The organism is Variovorax sp. 05T418 (assembly GCF_056396385.1).
Window position 1 is genome coordinate 129,670 of sequence record NZ_JBFTLJ010000001.1, and the last position, 21,325, is coordinate 150,994.

The 21,325-nt window shown below is 64.5% G+C and carries 20 protein-coding genes and 1 pseudogene; 9 read left to right on the plus strand and 12 right to left on the minus strand.

The genetic code is table 11. The features are described 5' to 3' along the window. Nucleotides 1-90: 90 nt before the first annotated feature. Nucleotides 91-282, plus strand: coding sequence for a hypothetical protein (locus tag AC1DMS_RS00685; RefSeq protein WP_478180604.1), 192 nt, complete (start codon nt 91-93; stop codon nt 280-282). A gap of 24 nt (nt 283-306) precedes the next feature. Next, nucleotides 307-870, plus strand: coding sequence for a TSUP family transporter (locus tag AC1DMS_RS00690; protein WP_478180605.1), 564 nt, complete (start codon nt 307-309; stop codon nt 868-870). A gap of 22 nt (nt 871-892) precedes the next feature. On the opposite strand, the gene AC1DMS_RS00695 is transcribed toward AC1DMS_RS00690, so the two are convergent. The 5 genes from AC1DMS_RS00695 to AC1DMS_RS00715 all read right to left on the minus strand — a co-directional run bounded on the left by AC1DMS_RS00695 (nt 893) and on the right by AC1DMS_RS00715 (nt 6,537). Beyond that, nucleotides 893-1,360 (minus strand): MarR family winged helix-turn-helix transcriptional regulator, encoded by a 468-nt coding sequence (locus AC1DMS_RS00695; protein ID WP_015865746.1) that lies wholly within the window; start codon nt 1,358-1,360, stop codon nt 893-895. A gap of 79 nt (nt 1,361-1,439) precedes the next feature. Then, nucleotides 1,440-2,405 carry a PDR/VanB family oxidoreductase gene (locus AC1DMS_RS00700; protein ID WP_015865745.1) on the minus strand — a complete coding sequence of 322 codons (966 nt, stop codon included), beginning with the start codon at nt 2,403-2,405 and terminating at the stop codon, nt 1,440-1,442. Then, the gene (locus AC1DMS_RS00705) at nt 2,402-3,460 is read right to left on the minus strand and encodes an aromatic ring-hydroxylating dioxygenase subunit alpha (RefSeq protein ID WP_015865744.1); all 1,059 of its coding nucleotides are present in this window, start codon (nt 3,458-3,460) and stop codon (nt 2,402-2,404) included. The genes AC1DMS_RS00700 and AC1DMS_RS00705 overlap by 4 nt, the downstream gene beginning before the upstream one ends. 44 nt (nt 3,461-3,504) lie before the next feature. Further along, the gene (locus AC1DMS_RS00710; RefSeq protein ID WP_015865743.1) at nt 3,505-4,842 is read right to left on the minus strand and encodes an MFS transporter; all 1,338 of its coding nucleotides are present in this window, start codon (nt 4,840-4,842) and stop codon (nt 3,505-3,507) included. A 189-nt stretch (nt 4,843-5,031) separates the two neighbouring features. Then, entirely contained in the window at nt 5,032-6,537 is a 1,506-nt protein-coding gene (locus AC1DMS_RS00715; RefSeq protein ID WP_230537800.1) for a sensor domain-containing diguanylate cyclase, read from the minus strand. Nucleotides 6,538-6,920: 383 nt separating this feature from the next. On the opposite strand from AC1DMS_RS00715, the gene adh reads away from it, so the two are divergent. The 7 genes from adh (at nt 6,921) to AC1DMS_RS00750 (ending at nt 13,240) form a co-directional block, all read left to right on the plus strand. Next, a complete protein-coding gene (gene adh, locus AC1DMS_RS00720; protein ID WP_015865741.1) occupies nt 6,921-8,441 on the plus strand; it encodes an aldehyde dehydrogenase in 1,521 nt (506 codons plus the stop codon). Between the two features lie 130 nt (nt 8,442-8,571). After that, on the plus strand, nt 8,572-9,012 hold the full coding sequence (locus AC1DMS_RS00725) for a hypothetical protein (RefSeq protein ID WP_041945782.1): 441 nt from the start codon (nt 8,572-8,574) through the stop codon (nt 9,010-9,012). A 117-nt stretch (nt 9,013-9,129) separates the two neighbouring features. After that, nucleotides 9,130-9,480 carry a hypothetical protein gene (locus tag AC1DMS_RS00730; protein WP_015865739.1) on the plus strand — a complete coding sequence of 117 codons (351 nt, stop codon included), beginning with the start codon at nt 9,130-9,132 and terminating at the stop codon, nt 9,478-9,480. Then, on the plus strand, nt 9,477-10,904 hold the full coding sequence (locus AC1DMS_RS00735) for a TolC family protein (RefSeq protein ID WP_478180606.1): 1,428 nt from the start codon (nt 9,477-9,479) through the stop codon (nt 10,902-10,904). The genes AC1DMS_RS00730 and AC1DMS_RS00735 overlap by 4 nt, the downstream gene beginning before the upstream one ends. A 37-nt stretch (nt 10,905-10,941) precedes the next feature. Next, complete coding sequence (locus AC1DMS_RS00740; RefSeq protein WP_015865737.1) at nt 10,942-12,357, plus strand: copper oxidase; 1,416 nt, start codon at nt 10,942-10,944, stop codon at nt 12,355-12,357. Nucleotides 12,358-12,415: 58 nt separating this feature from the next. Next, the gene (locus AC1DMS_RS00745) at nt 12,416-12,922 is read left to right on the plus strand and encodes a cupredoxin family protein (RefSeq protein ID WP_015865736.1); all 507 of its coding nucleotides are present in this window, start codon (nt 12,416-12,418) and stop codon (nt 12,920-12,922) included. A 30-nt stretch (nt 12,923-12,952) separates the two neighbouring features. Further along, entirely contained in the window at nt 12,953-13,240 is a 288-nt protein-coding gene (locus tag AC1DMS_RS00750; protein WP_015865735.1) for a copper-binding protein, read from the plus strand. A gap of 152 nt (nt 13,241-13,392) precedes the next feature. Here AC1DMS_RS00750 and AC1DMS_RS00755 read toward each other — a convergent pair whose 3' ends face one another. The 7 genes and pseudogenes from AC1DMS_RS00755 to AC1DMS_RS00785 form a co-directional block, all read right to left on the minus strand. Next, nucleotides 13,393-13,731, minus strand: a complete 339-nt coding sequence (locus AC1DMS_RS00755) for a hypothetical protein (RefSeq protein ID WP_150106889.1) — start codon at nt 13,729-13,731, stop codon at nt 13,393-13,395. A 216-nt stretch (nt 13,732-13,947) separates the two neighbouring features. Beyond that, complete coding sequence (locus AC1DMS_RS00760; RefSeq protein WP_086012243.1) at nt 13,948-14,130, minus strand: hypothetical protein; 183 nt, start codon at nt 14,128-14,130, stop codon at nt 13,948-13,950. Between the two features lie 30 nt (nt 14,131-14,160). Then, entirely contained in the window at nt 14,161-14,643 is a 483-nt protein-coding gene (locus AC1DMS_RS00765; RefSeq protein ID WP_150106887.1) for a hypothetical protein, read from the minus strand. A gap of 253 nt (nt 14,644-14,896) precedes the next feature. Beyond that, nucleotides 14,897-15,292, minus strand: a complete 396-nt coding sequence (locus AC1DMS_RS00770) for an immunity 50 family protein (protein WP_080515781.1) — start codon at nt 15,290-15,292, stop codon at nt 14,897-14,899. After that, nucleotides 15,289-15,942: pseudogene (locus AC1DMS_RS00775) on the minus strand (RHS repeat-associated core domain-containing protein); the annotation flags it as partial. The gene AC1DMS_RS00770 and the pseudogene AC1DMS_RS00775, both read right to left, overlap by 4 nt. A gap of 64 nt (nt 15,943-16,006) precedes the next feature. Further along, complete coding sequence (locus AC1DMS_RS00780; RefSeq protein ID WP_015865734.1) at nt 16,007-16,450, minus strand: hypothetical protein; 444 nt, start codon at nt 16,448-16,450, stop codon at nt 16,007-16,009. Further along, entirely contained in the window at nt 16,447-21,276 is a 4,830-nt protein-coding gene (locus AC1DMS_RS00785) for an RHS repeat-associated core domain-containing protein (RefSeq protein WP_015865733.1), read from the minus strand. The genes AC1DMS_RS00780 and AC1DMS_RS00785 overlap by 4 nt, the downstream gene beginning before the upstream one ends. Nucleotides 21,277-21,325 lie beyond the last annotated feature (49 nt).

Consider the following 21,325-nt stretch of genomic DNA (forward strand, 5'->3'; position numbering starts at 1 on the left):
GGCGCAGCGGAATCGGCCACCGGCCGTTCGGGGACAATACGGCCCGCGACATTCGGGCCCGACGCGGCCTCTCGACGATTTTCTTTTCCGGTGCAAGCGATTCTTTCCGAAGCCGGCCCCGTGCTGGTCTTCATGGCCTGCGTGGCGCTGGCCACTTATGCGCAGAACCTCACGGGGTTCGCATTCAGCCTCATCCTGCTCGGCCTGGTGTCGGTGTTCCACGTCGCCAGCGTGGGCGACACGGCCAACGCCGCCACGGTGCTGAGCCTGATCAATGCATAGACCTATTTCCGCGCGCGGCCCGGCGTGGTGCCGTGGCGGCTGATGAAGCCGGCGCTCAACGGCAGCACCGTGGGCGTGATCGCGGGGCTCATGCTGCTCACCTGGCTCAGCGGCGGCGCGGTGAACTGGCTGCGCGGCCTGCTGGGCATGTCGATCCTGGGCTGCGCGCTGCTGCTGGTGCTGCAGGGCCGGCCGCAGCCCGCGGTGTCGGGCCGCACGAGCTTTGCCGTCATCGGCGGGCTCTCGGGCGTGCTGGGCGGGCTGTTCTCGAGCTCGGGGCCGCCCATCGTCTTTCACATGTACCGCCAGCCGCTGGAGCGCGAACTGGTGCGCCGCGCGCTGCTGCTGATGTTCGCGTTCAATTCGCTGGTGCGGCTGGTGATCGTGCTGCCCACGGGGCACTTCTCGTGGCGCGCGGCGCTGTTGGCCGCCTGCGCAATGCCGGTGGTCTACGGCGTGACGCGGTTGCACCACCGGCTGCCCAACAAGCTGCAGCCGCGCACCCTCCAATGGCTGGTGGGCGGCCTGCTGGCCGCGGCGGGTTCGACGCTGGTCGCGAGCGCGTGGCTGGCGATTGCGCAGGGCTGAGCGGGCCCGCCCGCTCCTTGCCTCACGCGCGCATCGGCGCGCGGCTTCTGTCGTTGTTGGCCGTGACGAACTTGGCGAGCAGCTTCATGAAATCGCGGCGCTCCTGCTCGCTCATGGTGCTGAAGAGCGCATCCTGCATCTCGGCCATGGCCGGCACCGTCTGCGCGAGCAGCCCGGTGCCCTCGGCCGTGAGGCGCAGTTCGCGCTGGCCGCGCGCGAGCACCTGGCGCGTGATCCATCCCTTGGTCTCCAGCCGCGCGGCAATGTCGGCGGCGGTGGAGGTGTCGAGCGCCACCTGCTGGGCCAGCGTGACCTGGTCGATGCCCGGCTTCTTCTGCAGGGTGCGCAGGATCGCGTACTGGACCGGTGTGATGTCGCGCCCCAGCTTCTCGTGGAACACCGACACCGCGATCTGGTGGGCCCGGCGGATCAGGTGTCCGGGCTGGTCATTGATGTCGATCTCGGCGGCGTCGGAAGTGGGGCTGGGCATGGATGTCGAAACCTGAATCGGGTCCCGGCGGTAAGGACGGAGCCTGCAATTCTATGGCGCCGCTGCGACGCGCCGGCCCCTACAGGTCGAGCACCAGCATCGGCGAGCGCGAGCGCGAGCAGCAGGGAGTGAACTGGTCGTTGGCCGCCTGTTCTTCGGGCGACAGGTACATGTCCTTGTGGTCCGGCTCGCCTTCGAGCACGCGCGTGAGGCAGGTGCCGCACACGCCCTGTTCGCAGGAGGTCGCCACCTCGACGCCCGCCGCGGCAAGCGCCTGCACCACCGTGCAATCCTTGGGCACCGTGACGATGCGCCCCGAGCTTGCGAGCTTGACCTGGAATTCCGCATCGGTGTCCGACGCGGCGATCTCGGCCGAGAAGAACTCGTAGTGCAGCTGCTCGGCCGGCCAGCCGGCGGTGCGCGCGCCATCCAGCACCCAGTCCATGAAGCCCTTGGGGCCGCAGACATACAGGTGCACGCCGGGCTGCGGCGTGCCGATTGCCGCCGGCAGCGACAGCTTCTGCGCCGCGTCCCCGTCGTCGAAGTGAAACTGCACCTGCGATGCGAACGCGGACTGCGCGATGCGCCCGGCAAAGGCGGTGCGCTCGCGCGAGCGCGTGCAGTAGTGCATCTCGAACGGCGCTGCGCTCAGTGCCAGCCGCTCGGCCATGCACAGGATCGGCGTCACGCCGATGCCGCCTGCGATCAGCACGCTGCGGGTGGCCGCGTGGGCCAGCGGAAAGTGGTTCTTCGGTGCGCTGATGCGCAGCAGGCTGCCTTCCTGCACCAGCTCGTGCATCGCCTGCGAGCCGCCGCGCGATGCAGGATCGCGCAGCACGCCGATCAGGTAGCGGTGGCTCTCCTGCGGATCGTTGCACAGCGAGTACTGGCGCGTAAGGCCGTTTGGCAGGTGCACGTCGATGTGCGAGCCGGCCGAGAACGCCGGCAGGGCCTGCCCCTCGGCGTGCACCAGCTCGAAGGTGCAGATGTCCAGCGCCTCCGCATGCTTGCGGGCGACGCGCACGTTCAGTTCGGAGGCGTTCATGCCGCACCTGCCGGAGCCGTCGCCGGGGCCTGGCCTTCCTGCGCGATCAGGCGCTCCAGCACGCGGCGCGACTGCACGCCGCCCGAGTCGATGTTGAGCTTCAGCAGCGAGCGGTTCGGATGCGCGAGCAGGTTGCGCTGCTGGGATTCGAGCATCTCCAGGTCTTCGCTGAAGATCTTGCCCTGGCCTTCGCGGATCGATGCGGTCAGCGCCTTGTCGTGCGGCTGGAAGTTGCGCGCCATGCCCCAGAAGTACCAGTGCGAGGTCTCGGTCTCGGGCGTGATGAAGTCCACCACGATGCTCGACACCTTGTGCGCCGGATCGGCGTCGTAGCCGCCCTTGCCGGCGTGGGCGACGCCCACTTCGATCAGCACGTGGCTGGGCGGCGTGAAGCGGCAGATCTGCCAGCGGTCGACCGGCACGTCGTCGGCCAGGTGGTTGCCGCGCAGCGCCATGCGCCAGAAGGGCGGCGCCGAGATGTTCTCCATGAAGCGGCTGGTGGTGACCTGGTCGCCCTCGGTCTTGGTGGTGGTGGGCGTCTCGTCGATTTCCTTCTGGCCGATGCTGGTCGAGTGCACGTAGGTCTCGTGCGTCAGGTCCATCAGGTTGTCGATCATCAGGCGGTAGTCGCACTGGATGTGGAACAGGCCGCCGCCGTAGGCCCAGTCGGGGCTTTCGGCCCATTCGAGGTGATGCAGCTTGGCCGGGTCGGCCAGCGCAGGGTCGCCGGGCCAGATCCAGACGAAGCCGTAGCGCTCGATCACCGGGAAGGAGCGGATCGGCGGAAAGCCGCGCACGCGCTGCCCGGGCATGGCGACGGTCTTGCCGTCGCAGCCCATCTCCAGCCCGTGGTAGCCGCACACCAGCTTGCCCTCGACCACGCGGCCCAGCGACAGCGGCGCGCCGCGGTGCGGGCAGAAGTCTTCCAGCGCCGTGGCCTTGCCTTCCGCTGCGCGGTAGAGCACCAGGTTCTCGCCACAGATCTTGCGGCCCAGGGGCTTGTCGTCGATCTCGTTGCCTGTGCAGGCCACGTACCAGGTGTTTTTCGGGAACATATGGCTTTCCTTTTGGATGGCTGGGTTGGGAGGAGAAGGGGCGTTCAATGGGCGCTGGCCACGCGGCCGGCCGGCTGTGCCTTGGCGCTGCGGCGCAGCGCGAGCACGGCCGCCATCGCCGCCACCAGCGGCAGCGCGTAGGCGTAGTAGAGATGCGGCGGCTGCCAGCCGCGGTCGAGCAGCATCCCGGCGATGAGCGGCGCGAGGATGGCGCCGATGCGGCCGATGCCGATCGCCCATCCCATGCCGGTCGTGCGCACGGCGGCCGGGTAGATCACCGGTGCGAACGCATAGAGCCCGGCCATCGAGCCGAAGATGAATCCGCCGATCAGGAAGGCGATCGCGAACGACGCGCCCAGGTGCCCGGTGGCCGCGCCGAATGCCGCCATGGCCAGCGCCGTGATGACGAGGCTGGCGGCCGTCAGGCGCCCCAGGTCCAGCCGCGCGACGAGCAGCCCGAACAGGCTGCCGCCGACGATGCCGCCGATGTTCAGCAGCACGCCGCCGGTGATGCCCTCGCGCGCCGACAGCCCCGCCGAGACCAGCAGCTTCGGCGTCCAGCTGAGCGCAAAGTAGAAGCCGAACATCAAGAGGAAGAACGCGGCCCACAGCAGCAGCGTCGAGCGCGCCAGGCCTGCGTTGAACAGGCTCGCCACCGTGGAGGCGGAGCGCTCGCCGGCCGGCGGCAGCGGCGGGAGTTCGGCCAGTTCGGGGCGCTTCATCTGGCGCAGCAGCGCGTTGAGCTTGCGCAGCGCGCCGGCGGGGCGCCTGGAGACGAGGAAGTCGACCGATTCGGGAAGGCGCCACAGCACCAGCGGAATCATCAGCGCCGTGGCCAGGCCGCCGAAGACGAAGACCGAACGCCAGCCGTAGTGCTCCAGCAGCACCGCGGCAATGCTGCCGCCGATGGTCGCGCCGATCGGATAGCCGGTCGCCTGCAGGGCCACCGCGGTGCTGCGCCATTTGTTCGAGGCGTATTCGGAGGTGATGACGCCCACGCTGGCCAGCATGCCGCCGATGCCCAGGCCGGTGAGCGCGCGCAGCGCCGCCAGCTGCGTGCTGCTCTGGGACAGCGCCGACAGCCCCATGCCGAGCGCGATCACCACCAGGCACAGCAGGATGACGGTTTGCCGTCCGAAGCGATCGGCCAGCGGCGCGAGGAACAGCGAGCCGGCAGCCATGCCGAACAGGCCGGCACTGAACAGCACGCCGAGCTGCGCGCCGCTGAGCTTCCACTCGGCCGACACGCTGGCCGCGGTGAAGGCCATGACCAGCACGTCGAAGCCGTCGAGCATGATCAGCGTGATGCAGATCGTGATCGCGCTCCACTGGAAGCGGCTCATGGGGCCTTCATCGAAGGTCTTGCGTAGATCGTGGGTCAAATTTTGTCTCCTTGTGCAGGGCAGCCAAGTACATTGCCGGCGCTCCTGGATTCAGTACACTGAACGACAATCAGTGTACTGAACCATCGCGGGTGGAATCAAGGGGCCAAGTACTGGGGTTTACCCTGCGTAGAGCCGCGGAAGGCTTCTTCGAAGCCGAGGGAAGGCGGGCTGAGGCTCAGACCCGCGTCACGCCGCCAGCGGCTGTCCGGTCGAGGCGCACACGCGGTTGCGTCCGCCCGACTTGGCGGCGTACAGCGCCTTGTCCGCGGACCGGATCAGTTCCTTGGGCTGGCCGCCGATGCCGGCCTGGGGACTGAGCGCATCCACGCCGGCGCTCAGCGTCACGAATCCGTCGGCGGTGCCCGCATGTTCGATCTTCAGCTCGCGCACGGCGCTGCGGATGCGTTCGGCCAGCATCACGGCGCCCGCGACGTCGGTGTTCGGCAGCAGCACCGCCAGCTCTTCTCCGCCATAGCGCGCCGCAAGATCTCCCGGGCGCCGCGACGCGACGCGCGCGATGGTGCGGCCGATGGTCTGCAGGCACTCGTCGCCCGCCGCATGGCCGTAGATGTCGTTGTATTGCTTGAAGCAATCCACATCCATCATGATCAGCGCCAGCGTGCTCGCGTTGCGCGCGGCGCGGCTGTATTCGCTGTCCAGCGCCACGTCGAACTGCCTGCGGTTCGCGAGCCCGGTCAGGCCGTCTTCCATGGCCAGGGTGTTGAGGGTCTTGTTGAGCGTTTCGAGCGCATCGCGCGCCTGCCGCAGCTCGGCCTCGGTGCGGGTCTGGAGCTGGAACTGCCGCACCAGGCGCCATCCGATGAAGCCGACGATCAGGCTCAGCAGAACGACGCCGCCCGAATGCCACAGCGTGTCGCGCCACCAGTTGGCCAGGATCTCGTCCTTGGACAGCGCCGCGGAAACGAACAGCGGGTAGTTGTCCAGGCGCCGGAAGCTGTTCAACCGTGTCACGCCGTCCTGCGCCGACTTGATGTAGGCCGTGCCGACCGGCCCATGCGCGGCGTAGGAGCGAAAGAGCTGGGTCTCCAGCATGTTCCGTCCCACCATGTCGGGGCTGTAGGGCCGCCGGGTCATCATGGTTCCGTTCTCGAGCACCAGCGCCACGGCGCCGGCCTGGCCGATGTCCAGGCTGTCGTAGAACCTGGAGAAGAAGTCGACGTGGATCGTCGCGAGCGCCACGCCGGCAAAGCTGCCGTCCGCATGGTTGATGCGCCGCGAAACCGGCACCAGCAGCCGGCCGCTGGTACGGCTTTGAACCGGAATGCCGATGTGCGGTCCGCGCTCTGCGTGCGTGCGGTGGAAGGCGAAGTACTCGCGGTCCGCGTTGTTCAGGTTCTCCGGCCGCGTGGGGCGGGAGTTCGCAATCCAGTTGCCGTCCTGGTCGTAGATGTGCAGGCCGTCGAGCTGGGGGAGCTCGGCAACGCGCAGGGCCAGCAGCTGGCGAAGCCGCGCCACGTCGGATGGATCGGTGCCGTCGTGCTCCACGCGCTCGACCATGCCGACCAGCACGGTGTCGGCCTTCTTGATCGTGTCGTCGGCCTGCTGCGCCATGGCGCGCGAGAGGTTCGACGTGGCCACGTTCATCTGCTGGAGCTGGTCGGTGCGCGCCTCCCAGCTGTTCCAGAAGTCGATCGCCAGCAGGCTGAGGCAGACGACGGCCACGAAAGCCATGGTCCGGGCGGTGATGGAGGGTCCGCGAATCACTACGCGCTTTCGGGGCAAGGAAGCATGGCGGCGGAAGGAAGGATGGGGTGGCTCGCCGAAGGCGAACGCGGCCCCAATGTATCCGAATGCGACGCCCAGCGCGCATCCGGCAGCCGCTTGATCTTGTGTGCCAGCGGCGGGTGTCTTGTCCCGTTTCGTGACAGCTGCTCACCGCGACACGCAGCGCTGTTGCAGCCTGGCGCAGGAAATCGGGCCGATGCATGTGCCAGATCGGGCGGATGGCCTCCAGGACCGCGTGGCATGGCCCGTGCAATGCAGCACCCGGGACCGCGCGGCATCCGGCTTGCGCGGCCGCCTTCCACCCCTTTACCCGACGGAGACAAGAGACCATGCAATACGCGAGCCCCAACACCCCCGGTGCCAAGATCGACTTCAAGCCGGCCTACGACAACTTCATCAACGGCAAGTTCGTGCCGCCCGTGAAGGGCCAGTACTTCGACGTGATCACGCCGATCACCGGCAAGCCCTACACGCGCGCCGCCCGCTCGGGCGCGGAGGACATCGAGCTCGCGCTCGACGCCGCCCACGCGGCCGCGGGCCAATGGGGACGCACCTCGCCGGCCGAGCGCGCCAACCTGCTGCTGAAGATTGCCGACCGCCTGGAGCAGAACCTCGAGCTGCTCGCCTATGCGGAAACCGTGGACAACGGCAAGCCGATCCGCGAGACGCTCAACGCCGACATTCCGCTGACCATCGACCACTTCCGCTACTTTGCCGGGTGCCTGCGCGCACAGGAAGGCGCGCTGAGCGAGATCGACGAGAACACCATCGCCTATCACTTCCATGAGCCGCTGGGCGTGGTGGGGCTGATCATTCCGTGGAACTTCCCGATCCTGATGGCCGCGTGGAAGCTCGCGCCCGCCATTGCCGCGGGCAACTGCGTGGTGCTCAAGCCCGCCGAATCCACGCCCGTGAGCATCATGGTGATGGCCGAGCTGCTGGCCGACCTGCTGCCGCCCGGCGTGCTCAACATCGTGAACGGCTACGGCCGCGAAGCCGGCATGGCGCTGGCGGGCAGCAAGCGCATCGCGAAGATCGCCTTCACGGGCTCCACCGCCACCGGCCGCGTCATCGCGCAGGCCGCGGCCGGCAACCTGATCCCGGCCACGCTGGAGCTCGGCGGCAAGAGCCCCAACATCTTCTTCGAGGACATCGCCGACGCGGACGACGACTTCTTCGACAAGGCCATCGAAGGCCTGGTGCTGTTCGCCTTCAACCAGGGCGAGGTCTGCACCTGCCCGTCGCGCGCGCTGATCCAGGAATCGATCTACGACAAGTTCATGGCGCGTGCGCTCGAGCGCATCAAGGCCATCAAGCAGGGCCATCCGCTGGACACCGACACCATGATGGGCGCGCAGGCCTCGGCCATCCAGATGGACAAGATCATGAGCTATCTCGCGCTCGGCAAGGAAGAGGGCGCGCAGTGCCTGACCGGCGGCGGCCGCGCGCAGCTCGGCGGCGAGCTGGCCGGCGGCTACTACATCGAGCCCACGCTGTTCAAGGGCCACAACAAGATGCGCATCTTCCAGGAGGAGATCTTCGGCCCCGTGCTCGCCATTGCCACCTTCAAGACCGAGGCCGAGGCGCTGGAGATTGCCAACGACACGCCCTACGGCCTGGGCGCCGGCGTGTGGACGCGCAACGGCAGCACCGCCTACCGCATGGGCCGCGCCATCCAGGCCGGCCGCGTGTGGACCAACTGCTACCACGCCTACCCCGCGCACGCCACCTTCGGCGGCTACAAGGAATCGGGCATCGGCCGCGAGACGCACAAGATGATGCTCGACCACTACCAGCAGACCAAGAACCTGCTCGTGAGCTATTCGCCGAAGAAGCTCGGCTTCTTCTGACGGCACGGCGGCGCCCGAAGATGACGGCGCTGTAATCCGGCCGACGGGAAACCGTCGGCCTGGATGGCTAGAGTGGCATGCATGCCCGTCGAATACGGACAGGCATTGCTGCTCTATCTACAATCCTCGCATGCACCGGGTTCGCCTCTTCGTCCTTTGGATCGTGATGTTTGCCGTGCCCTTCCAGGCGTACGCGGCTGCCGCCATGGTCTTTTGCGGACCGGGCCATGAGGGTGCTGCCCTGGCTGCTGCGGCAGCCGCCGCGCCGGCCGCTGCGCATCGGCATGCGCAGCAGGCGCACGGCGATGGGCATGCAGGCCATCAGCACCACGAAGCTGCCGCGCAGGACGCCGGGACATCTTCCGGCGACCAAAGCGCCCACGCCGACACCCACGCGTCGCCCGATGGCATGCACAAGTGCGGCACCTGCGGCGCCTGCCACGCCACCGCGCTCACCAGCACGCTGGAACTGATCGTGTTCCAGGGCCTTCCCCGCGCCGACCTCGCCGAGCCCGCCAGCACGGTGGCCACGGTCGCGCCGCGCCTTCTCGACAAACCTCCTCGCGCCTGAAGCGTTCGTGCGCCTGCGCGCGCCCGGTCACGGGCCGCAGCAGCGCGCATGCATCGCCTGCGTCACACCCCTTCGGGCGGCAGTGACGCGTTCCGTTCATGAACACGCGAGGATTCCATGTTCCATTCATTGCCGGCCCGTTGGCTGGCTGTTCTTCCGGCCATGGCAGCGGCGCTCGCTGCCGCGGCCCAGCCGGCACCGGCCTCCGCGCCGCGCGCTGAAGAGGCAGCCACCCGTGCGCCCACCACGCTGAGCTACAAGTCCGCGCTCGAGGGCTATCGGCCCTTCACCGACGACAAGCCCATTCCCTGGAAGGAGGCCAACGAGACCGTCCGCCAGCGCGGCGGCTGGAAGGCCTATGCCGAAGAGGCGGCGGGTGGGGCAGGTGGCGGCGCCTCCGAGGCACCCGCCGCGCACCAGGGGCACGCGATGCCCATGCCTCCCGCCAGCAAGGAGAAGAAGCCATGAAGCGCGCCTTGCGCCTCACGGCCGCGGCCGCTGCTGCGGCCCTCTTGCTGGCCGGCTGCGCCTCGGTCGGCATCGACGACGCGCTGCAGGACACCAACACCCAGGCCCAGCAGTTCACCGGCGGCAAGCTCGAACTCAGCCGCACGCAGGAACAGCGCGACCGCCGCGCCGCGCTCGCGCAGGAGCTGCTGTCCAGGCCGATTTCGCAAAGCGACGCGGTGCAGCTCGCGCTCACCAACAGCCCCGCGGTGCAGGCGCTGGTCGCGCAGAGCTGGGGCGACATCGCCGCGGCCAACCAGTCGAGCCGGCTGCCCAACCCGGTCTTCAGCTTCGAGCGCATGCGCCTGGGCAGCGAGCTCGAACTCGGGCGGCTCCTGTCCTTCGGCCTCGTGGACCTCATCCTGCTGCCGCAGCGCCTGTCGATCTCGCGCAGCCAATCGAGCCAGGCCAAGGTGCAGCTCACCGGCGCCGTGGTGGACCAGGTCACGCAGGTGCGGCAGGCCTGGGTCCGCGCGGTGGCCGCGCAGCAGATGCTGCGCTATGCCGAGCAGGTCAACCGATCGGCCCAGGCCAGCGCGGAACTCGCGCGGCGCATGCAGCAGATCGGCAACTTCAGCAAGCTGCAGCGCGCGCGCCAGCAGGTCTTCTATGCCGACGCGACCGCGCAGCTGGCCTCGGCGCAGCACGCCGCCACTGCTGCGCGCGAGGAGCTGGTGCGTGCCTTGGGGCTCGACGATGCGCAGGCCGCTCGACTGGCCTTGCCCGATCGGCTGCCCGATCTGCCAAAGGCGCCGCGCGAGGCCAAGGAAGTGGCCGCCACCGCGACCGAGCAGCGGCTGGACGTGCAGCTCGCGCGCGCGCAGCTCGACGTGGCGGGCAAGTCGCAGGGCATCAACCTGCTGTCGACCTTCGTCGACGTGGAGGTGGGCGGCCGGCGCGACACCGTGTTCGACAACGCCGAAGGCACCAAGGGCACGCGGCGCGGCTTCGAGCTCGACATCCGGCTGCCGCTGTTCGACTGGGGCTCGGCGCAGCGCGATGCACTGAACGCGCAATCGCTCGCCGCAGCCAACCGCTACGACGCCACGGTGCGCGGCGCTTCTTCCCAGCTGCGCGAAGGCTACTCGGCCTACCGCACTGCCTACGACATCGCGCGGCACTACCGCGACGAGATCGTGCCGCTGCGCCAGGCCATGGCCGACGAGAACGTGCTTCGCTACAACGGCATGCTGATCGGCGTCTTCGAGCTGCTGGCCGAGGCGCGCGACCAGATCGCGAGCGTGAGCAACGCCATCAACGCCCAGCAGCAGTTCTGGCTGGCCGATGCCGCGCTGGCGGCCTCGGTGATCGGCAAGCCCACGGCCATGGGTGCTTCGACCGCCAGTGCGGGCGCTGAAGCCGCCTCCGCAAATGCCGGCCACTGAGCGCAGCACCTGCACTCACCAAAACGATTCGAACGACATGACAAACAGACGCAACTTTCTCGGCGGCGCCGGCGCCATCACCGGCGCCCTTGCCGCCGCGAGCGTGAGCAAGGTGGCCATGGCCGCGCTGCCCGAGCCCGTGACCCAGACCACGCCCAACACCATGCCGCCGCTCATGCCACCCGGTGGTCGGCCCTACAACCCCGTGGTCACGCTCAACGGCTGGACGCTGCCCTGGCGCATGAACAACGGCGTGAAGGAATTCCACCTGGTGGCCGAGCCTGTGGTGCGCGAGATGGCGCCCGGCTTCAAGGCCAACCTGTGGGGCTACAACGGCCAGTCGCCAGGCCCGACCATCGAGGTGGTCGAAGGCGACCGCGTGCGCATCTTCGTGACCAACAAGCTGCCCGAGCACACCAGCGTGCACTGGCACGGCCAGCGCCTGCCCAACGGCATGGACGGCGTCTCGGGTCTGACCCAGCCGCCGATCCGCCCCGGCAAGACCTTCGTCTACGAGTTCGTCGCGCGCCGCCCCGGCACCTTCATGTACCACCCGCATGCGGACGAGATGACGCAGATGGCCATGGGCATGATGGGCTTCTGGGTGACGCACCCCAAGGCCGAGCATCCGCTGATCGAGAAGGTCGACCGCGACTTCGTGTTCCTGCTCAACGCCTACGACGTGGAGCCCGGCAGCGCCACGCCCAAGATCATGACCATGCTGGACTTCAACCTGTGGTCCTGGAACAGCCGCATCTTTCCGGGCATCGACTCGCTCAACGTGCGGCTCAACGACAAGGTGCGCATCCGCATCGGCAATCTCACGATGACCAACCACCCGATGCACCTGCACGGGCACGAGTTCCTCGTCACCGGCACCGATGGCGGGCCGACGCCCAAAAGCACGCGCCAGTACGAGGTGACCACCGACGTCGCCGTCGGCCAGATGCGCCAGATCGAGTTCCTGGCCGACGAGGAGGGCGACTGGGCCTTCCACTGCCACAAGAGCCATCACACCATGAACGCGATGGGCCACGACGTGCCCACCCTCATCGGCCTGGACCACAAGGACGTGGCCCGGCAGATCACGAACCTGGTGCCCGACTACATGGTGATGGGAGAGCGCGGCATGGCCGACATGGGCGAGATGGAAATGCCCATTCCCGACAACACCGCGCGAATGATGACCGGCGAAGGGCCCTTCGGCTCGGTCGAGATGGGCGGCATGTTCAGCATGGTGAAGGTGCGCAGGAACCAGAAGCCCGGCGACTACAGCAACCCCGGCTGGTTCAAGCACCCCAAGGGCACCGTGGCCTACGAGCTCGACGGACCCGCGCCCGAAACCTCGCGCCAGCGCGATGCCGGCGCGGCCGCGATGCCTGCGCGGAACATGCCCGCGAAGAACATCGAAGTGCAGATCCGCAAGCCCGGCAGCGGCCATTCCGGCCACTGATTTTTTTGTGTCCGTTCCTTCTTTCTCTTTCTTCCAACCAACCTTCCAAAGGAAAACCATGAAGCACAGCATCCTCCGCAACGCTGCCCTCGCAGCACTCTGCGCCCTGGCGGCCGCAGGCGCCTCTGCCACCGGCAACCACGCCGGCGGGCATGGCCACGGCGACGCCGAAGCCGCGATCGGCCAACCCGGCGTGGCCGCCAAGGCCACGCGAACCATCAACGTCGACATGACCGACGGCATGCGCTTCACGCCCGCCGACATCAAGGTGAAGCAGGGCGAGACCGTGCGCTTCGTCGTCAAGAACTCCGGCCAGCTGAAACACGAGCTCGTGCTCGGCACCGAGAAGGAACTCAAGGAGCACTACGAAGCCATGAAGAAGAACCCCGAGATGGAACACGCCGATCCCAACATGGTGACCTTGGCCGCAGGCAAGAGCGGCGAGATCGTGTGGCAGTTCACCAAGGCCGGCAAGGTCGACTTCGCATGCCTGCAACCGGGCCACTACGACGCCGGCATGAAGGGCGCCGTGACGGTGGCCGGCAAGACCGCTGCCGCCAAGTAAGACAACCCAACCTCCAGGAGAAACACGACCATGTCGAAGATTCGCATTGCACTCATGGCGGTGCTGGCCGCGTTCGCTTTCACGGCCTCTGCCGCGGAGCTTGCCGATGGCGAGATCCGCAAGGTGGACAAGGACAACAAGAAACTCACGATCAAGCACGGCCCGCTCAAGAGCCTGGACATGCCCGGCATGACCATGGTTTTTGGAGTAAGCGACGAGACCGTGCTGGACAAGTTCCAGCCGGGGGACAAGGTTCGCTTTGATGCGGGGAAGGCGGATGGGAAGATTGTGGTGACGCATATCGAGCCTGCGCGCTGAGAAGGGCAGGAGCTTCGGCGACCGGGCACCCCGCGTCATCTGGGGTGCTGAGGTGTCTATTGCCCGATCCGACCTTGTGCCGGCCGGCTTCGTCGTCCCTCTAAGAAAACTGTTCGGTCGCCATCGGAGCCGAAAAGAAGATGGTGCCCCGACTATGTCGAATAGTCCAAACCACTCGGCCCGATTTCGTCGATCAGAACAAAATCGTCCACATTTGTCGAATATGGAGGGATATTTAACGCAAAGAGAATGCCCTCCAAATAACCGCGCCTATCTGCTACGCGATTAAGGGGGAGATCGTGCGGGATGGCGCTTCGCCATAGCGAGTCATTGGAAAAATCCGCCAAAACGTAGCTTAATCCGTTGATGATATTCTCTTTTGATATAGGTCCAAATGTCAAAAAACTACGCCTCATTTCTTCAAAGAGAATTTTCTGATTGGCAGTGGAATTAATGTCAAATCGCTCCAGCTCCTCATCGCTTTTGCTCATTAAAAAATCATAGAGGCCTCGTAGGTAGCCAAGATTTAATGAATTCATACGGATAACTGTTTGGATTTAGCCGAAACTGGTTTTTGGACCGTGACGTGCGACATAGTGGCAGGTGACGTCATGCTCGGAGCGCTTGGCGATGCGCCGGCCCCGGGCGTCGTAACTGAAGGTGGTGGTCTTGCCGCAACTGGTCCCGCTGCGCATGCGGTTGAATTTTCATGAGTTGTCGAGCTGATCAAGCAGATCGGCAAATCTCTTGAGTTGATCAGCCAATGCCCTGGCTTCACTTGCGGTGAGCTCAACTGGATCACCAAATTTGCTGATCGACTTCAGCTGAATTGATGATTCTTGCTCGACCCACAAGTCGATGGCGCCGTCTTTGAATGTATGCCGATCCATTGGTCCTCAGTTATTCAAATTCCCTTGGCCTTACCAAGTGGTAATTTGGCAAATCTCTTTGTTCGTGCCATGAATCTCCGGATTTCCTGCGTAAACATCTAAAACAACGCCATACTTAAGTTTCTCAGAAACCAAGGCTAAGTAGTCTACTTGAGTCAATCGTTTTCGCATTGATTCAAGAAGTAGGTGTAATTGGGCTGCCTCTGCTTTTATTGCAGGATATTGCGTATAAATAAACCCGCTTTGAGGCGAAAGACCGGGAAGAATGAGGAGGCATGCATCACTTTGATTGGCTGCAAAATCGAATAAATGTTCGAATAAATGCGCGGTTCCCTGTACTTCCGTGCCATCCTTGAATTTTGTAATATTTTTTATTTTTTCCAGAAGAATTGAAGATTCTGGAAATTGGATCAAATCTATAATTGAATCCGAATCGAGAAATAATTCCTGGAAGTTTTTTTGCTGCAGAAGAGTAAATCTCTTCTCCTGGGCTTTTGTCAAATTGAATGCCATTATTCATACTCCACTGAGGCCTATTTACTCGGTATGCGCGCCGCGGGCATTTACAGCGCTAACCATCTGTCTGTCCATGCCTGAAGTGATGACGCGCTATGAGAGTCACCTTGCTATCGGAGTCTTGCTAGTTGAATGGACCATTTCTCATCTGGGACTGAACCGGTGCGAAGGCTTGCACTTGACGAATCTACGGTAACGCCGTGAAGAAGTAGAAGCTCTTGGGTCTATTGCGCACTGTCAGATTGAATTGCTATGGAGTCCCAATGCTTCCTGGGGCAACGCTGTCAACTGAAATCCAGTCGCAATCAAAGGAGAATGAAAAATCATTTTTACAGGATATGCGCACTGACACCGAGTCATTTGGATTTTCAATGTTAAATTGATCCACGGTGTTGGTGTGTCCCCAACCACTTTGAGTAATTTTTTTGACCCCAATAAAAGATATGCCCAAATAAACCACGTCAAAGCCTTGGGGCCATCTGGCGGGAGTTTTTTCTGGTTTATTGCTGGTCATGATTTTCATAGAAACCCTAGGCTCGTCGCGCTTAAATAGGATTTCCATTATTTCCGATCCATTTAAGGATGGAAATTCTTCATACATTGACAATAGTGCTTGGGGATTTATAATTCTATTAGGGGTATTCATTTTTTATTCCGGCAATTGAAATGGTAATGATCGTCCATTCCGTCAACTTTTCCAGTTCGGGTATTTTCTTCTGGGCGAACATTATGATGGGATGGTTGGTCTCCAACTCCACCTTCGCCGTAATAGTGGCCGGCAGAGTGGTCTTGAACGACTACGTTCTTTCCGTTGACCTGATAAGTCAACTCCCGGGTCATGATCGGCTTCTTATTCTCCCCCAGAATCCAACCGCCTGTTGAATCGGTCAGTGGAATCATTTTTTGACCTATGGGTTGCTGAGACATTGAAATTCCAAGCTGTCTGCGAATTTCTCTCAGACTAGCACGCCTAGTGGAATGGCACGTCAACCCAAATGGATCGATCCACTGCACAGGATTTGGCACAAACAGATGAAGGTTCGTGCCTCCTGCCAGCCCAATTGGATCTCCCGAGACGAACCGTCCGCCCACCGGGTCGTAATACCGATACCGGTTGTAGTGCAGCCCCGTCTCGTCGTCAAAGTACTGCCCCTGGAACCGGATCGGATTCCTGAACCCCGCCTTCCGTCCCGCCTCGCTAATTGCCTGCCCGGCTTCGCCCCAGGCCTTGTACTGCGCCGACCAAGCGATCCGCCCCTCATGATCCGCTAGTTCCTGCGGCGCATTCAAGTGGTCGCGTGTTTATGGGGTCGGCATTTTGCGACGTTCGCGATCATTCATAGTGGGAGGACGCAACCTCTTAGCGGAGGAGTGAATTTTTGAAATACCTAATAAAGTCGGGCTCTATATCCGGAAGTATTTTCCTTAGATAAAAGAGGCAATAAAATACCGGGGAGTCTTGGGCTACATCCCAGTCTTCCATCTTCCCGTAGATAATTATTGTGCACCTCGCCAAGTTATACAGATCTGGGTTCGTTTCGCGATTTTCGTCGGCCAGGGCCCACAAGCTATTTCTTATCGCCTTTCTCTCTTCTTCTTTTCCTTCGGCTAACAACCGTATCGATTTTTTAAGGCAATCACGAATATATGTGAGGCTTTTTTTGGGGATTGCCGTGAATTTTTCGTTGTTCGCGAGATCTTCAAGAAAATCCCTGTATATGGAAAGTAAATCTTCAATTGGGATGTTATTTTCGTTGAGCGCCTCTTCCAGTGCATCAAAATCTTCAGAATTTTGGGTGTTCATTTTCCTCGATTCCTTGCATTATCTCGAATTCCGAGAGTTCCTGTTACGTGCCTGCAAGAAGAACAGCACACCATAAGTTTTCCATCATTTCTAAGTGTTTCGGTGGCACTTCCGTTGGTGAGAGCTTGTAGCTGCTCGATGCTTTTAGCATTATTTAACGATGCAATTTTGCTCAATGCGTCTGCCTCGCCGCAATCACCGTGGAAGACGGATCGTTCATCTCGAGGAACAGAGTCATACAGGTCTCGAACAACAGGATGGGAGGCGCCATTTCCGCCCGCTTTTGTGCTATATCCGGCAACTGGTTGAGGCAGATTGCCTCCTTCAATAGTGGTACGAGTTCCCTTGTTGTTCGGTGTAATTCCCTTACCGGCCAGTCCCAACGGGTCTATCCAACCGAGTGGATTGGGGGCGTACTGCTGGAGATTGCTCCCGCCGGCCAGTCCGATGGGATCTTTCGAGACAAACCGCCCGCAACTCGGGTCGTAATACCGGTGTCGGTTGTAGTGCAGCCCCGTCTCGTCGTCAAAGTACTGCCCCTGGAACCGAATCGGATTCCTGAACCCCGCCTTCCGTCCCGCCTCGCTGATCGCCTGCTTGGCTTCGCCCCAGGCCTTGTATTGCGCAGACCAGGCGATCCGCCCCTCATGGTCCGTCAGCTCCTGCGGCGTGCCCAAGTGGTCGCATTGGTAGAACGCGATCTCTTCTCTCGCAAAGGCCTGCGGCGTCTTGAGTTGCTCCCCATTCCATAACGGATCCTGCTCGATGTCGTAGCGCCCGCCATTGGCCGCGATCAGCGCCTTCACGTCGGTGGTCTGGCTCAGCGCCACGGCTTGGGCCTGCCTGATCTGCACCAGCGGCACGAAGGAGCCGGGCTCGTGGATGTAGTGCACGCTGTCACCGCGCCAGGCCTGCAGCTCCTGCTGGCCCTCGGTGCTCTGCGTGCTCTCGAAGGCCAGCGTGTCGCCGTCCCAGCCGAACAAGGTCGTCGCGTGAGAGCTTCGCTTGGCGATGCGCCGGCCCAGCGCGTCGTAGCTGAAGCTTGTGGTCTCACCGAAGGTCTCGGCGCTGCGCATGCGGTTGAAGCCGTCCCAGGTGAAGGTGGTGATTTCTCCGTTGCGGCTGCGCTCGATCAGGTTGCCCCGCTCGTCCCAGGTGTAGTGGGTGCCCGCATAGTCCTTGAGCAGGTTGTCCATCAGCCGACCGGCCATGCTGCGGCCATCACCGCCCAGGCGCACCGCGACGCGGGTGGTCATGCGACCTGCGGCTTGGGTGTCGGCTCCGACGTCGGATGGACTGCCGATGTTGCCCGCCGGATCGAACGCGAAGGTCTCGCGTCCCAGGCGGCTGTGGGCTTCCAGCAGGCGCCCCACGGGGTCGTAGCGGTAGCTCAGGTTGCCGCGGCGGCTGTCGCCGATGGCCACCAGCTGCCCCGCCTTGTCGTAGGCATAGCTGCGGCGGATGCCGACGGCCTCGATCGCGCCGGGCCTGGTCTGCGAGATCTGCTGCTCCAGCAGCCGGCCGGCCGGGTCGTAGTGCAGCTTCTGCGTCAGCCCGTTGCCCTGTTCGCGGCCGATCTCGCGGTGCAGGTCGTCGCGCTCGAAGCCCAGGATGTCCTGGCCGTCCACGAGCAGGCCGTGCACGTGGCCGGAGCCGTAGGTGAGCCATTGGGTGACGTGGCCGTCGGGGCGGATGCTGGCGATGCGCTGGTTGAGCTCGTCGTAGCCGTGCTGCCAGACGGCCGTGTGGCCGTGGTCCAGGTAGTGCTGGTGCTCGCGCACGAGGTTGCCCGCGCGGTCATAGAACCACTGGAGCCTGGCCTCGGCGTTGGTGGCCTCGACCAGGCGGCCGTTGCGGTCGTAGGCGAAGCGCTCGGCATCGTCGCCGGCCTGGCGCTCGCTCAGGCGGCCCAGGGGGTCGAACGCGAGCCGGGTGCTGTGGCCGGCTTCGATGACCTCGGCCAGCACGCCGCTGGCTTCGTCGTAGCGGTACTGGGTGCCCTTGCGGTCGAAGCCGGTTTCTTCGAGCAGCTTGCCGACGGGGTCGTAGCGGAAGTCGTAGCGGCTGCCGTTCTCGTTGTGCAGTTCGCGCAGGCGGCCCAGCAGGTCCCAGTGGTATTTGAGGGTGTGGCCGGCCGCATCGGTGCGCTGGGCGACGAGGCCGGCGCGGGTGTAGCCGTAGCTGGTGCGGCGGCCCAGCGCATCGGTGTGCGCGAGCAGGCGGCCTTCGGCGTCGTGCGCGAAGTACTCGCTGGTGTTGTCGGGGTGGACGATCTCCTCGAGCTGGCCCGGATGGTTGTTGGCCTGGCCGGGCATCGCGGACTGCGCGGCTTCGCCGGCTTCGGTGTAGCGAAAGCGCGTGGCCTGGCCCAGGGCGTTGGTGATCCTGGCCAGGCGGCCGCGGCCGTCGTAGGCCCACTGGGTGGTCTTGCCCGAGCAGTCGGTGTGGCTGGCCAGCTGGCCGTCGGGGGTGTAGGCGAGGGTCTTGATGCCGCCCTTGGCGTCGGTGATGCGCACGGGGCGCCCGGCGTTGTCGTAGGCGTATTCGGTCTTGTGGCCGAGCGGGTCGATCTCTTCGGTGAGGTTGCCGCTTGCGTCGTAGTCGCGCTTCCAGGCGCCGCCTTCGGCGTCGAGGATGCCGGTGATGCGGTGGCGCGCGTCGTAGGCGTAGTGCACGCTGCTGCCGTCGGCGCGGGTGTGGGTCTTGAGGTTGCCGTGGGCGTCGTAGACGTAGTCGTCGGTGGTGCCGTCGGTGTGGATGTGGCGCGTGATGTTCTTGGCGTCGTCGCGCAGGAACCATTCCTCGCGCTTGTCCGGGTGGATGATCCGGTAGGTGTAGCCGAGCACGTCGTAGTAGTACCAGGTCTCGCCGCCCATGGCGTCGGTCAGGTAGGTGAGGCGGATGTTCTTGTCCCACTCGAGCGTGAGCGCAAAGCTGCCGTCGTCGGACCATTCGCGCACGGCCTTGGCATCGGCGCCGGTGCCGTCGTACTGCAGGTTCATGCCGCGGCCGGTGCGGTCGGTGTAGCGGGTGACGAGGTGGTGGCTGTAGCTGTACTGCCAGCCGGCGCCGTTCTCGTCCTGCGCGGCGACGAGGTCGCCTTCGGCGTCGTGGATGTAGGCGGCCAGCTGGCGCACGACGCGGCCTTCCTTCAGCTCCCACAGGGCCTTGATGAGGCCGGTCTGCGCATCGGGCTGGGTGCCGACATGGGCGATGATGGCCTCGCCCTGCCTGCTGATGATGTCGCTGAGCACCTGCTCGCCGGTGGCCGCGATCACGTGGTCGTAGCGCAGGCCGACGGCGGCGCCGCTGTTCGTGTGCTGCGCCACCAGCCGGAAGTGCTGCTTGCCTTGCGCGGCGGCCTTGGCGGGCACGGTGTCGACCAGCTCGTAGGTCTCGCGCCAGTCGGGGGCCTGGCCGGCCGGCATGGGCTTGCCGAAATCGACCGCGAGCAGCCGTTCGCCGAGGCGGGTGAGGGTGATCTCCTCGATCGGGTTGCGATGGCTCTGGCCCACGGCCAGCAGCGGGAAGGCGTGGCTGCGGCCGTCGGCACCGCGATAGATCAGGCTCATCTGGCCCTGGCGGCGGCCCCTGGCGGGCTTGGCAACATCGACGCGCGTGCTGAAGGGCGTGATCCAGCGCGCGCCGAGGCTGCCCTGGTCGAAGGCGGCAAGATCGCTGCGGTAGGTGCGCGTCCAGGTGATGGGCAGGGGGGCGCCCAGCACGAAGTCGGTGTGGTCGAAGCTCTCGCAGCCGGTGGCCAGGCTGATGGCGCCGCCCGCGGCGGCGCTCGTGCAGTTCTTGCAGCCGGGGTCGCCGCCGGCTGGCACCTGGGCGGAGGTGGCGGCCTGTTCGCCGCCGGGCTTCTTGCTTTCGACCTGCGTTCCGTTGTTCGCGGAAATGTTGGCGCTGTGCTTTCCCTTGCGCCTGAGCAATGCATCCTTGAGGATCTTGATCATCCACTTGATGCCGTACTGCAGGCTCTCGTCGCCCAGCCGCATGATCTGCCGGCGGGCCGCGCCCTTGAGGTCGGTCAGGCTGGCGACGGTGTCCCGGATCATGGCCTTGGCGCTGTCGGGCAGCGCATAGTGGCTCGCGGTGGCCGCCGCGTAGTTGGCGGATTTCTTCGCGGCCTCGGCCGCGGCGGCCATCATGCGGCTCCAGGTGCTCTGGGTCTTGGGGTCGTAGGTGTTCCGCTCGGCAGCGGCGCCGGTTGCGAACACCGGCTTCTCGCCCAGCGCCACCTGCAGCGCGCCGATCAGCGCATCGGCGATGCCGTCGACCTTTTTTGCGCAGGACTGCAGGAAGTCGTCGAGGTAGCCGAGCGCCTCGTCCACGAACTTGTCGAGCGTGCCGGCGATGGTGTCGTTCAGGTGCGTGATGAGCACGGCAATGAACGCCTCGCCGATGTTCGGCACCGCGTTCTTGGCCGACTTGGCGATCTCCTGCTTGAGCAGGTGCAGCATGGGCCGCAGGCTCATGCGCGCTGCGCCGGTGGCGGGCGGAAACGGGATCACGCCCAGCAGGTTGATGGCCAGGCTGACCCACTGCAGCACGTCGCTGTACGCCTTCTTGGTGACCATCTCGATGAGGTCCCAGACCGCGTCGATGAGCGCCATGATGTTGCCGATGACCGGCAGGCTGCCCGCGAAGGTTGCCAGCACGTTCAGCGTGACGTAGTCGTTGGTGAGCTTGCGCAGCCACTTGTCGATCTTGGCGGCGCCGGCGCCGATGTCTTCCTCGCCGATGGTGTTGAGCGGTGCCACCGCGGTCTGGCGCTCGCGCTCCTTGGCTTGCGCGTCGTTCTGGGGGGCCTGGTCAGCCATTCGCGGATCTCTCCCGTGTTCTCTTGTGGTCGTCGTCTTGCGGTGCCGG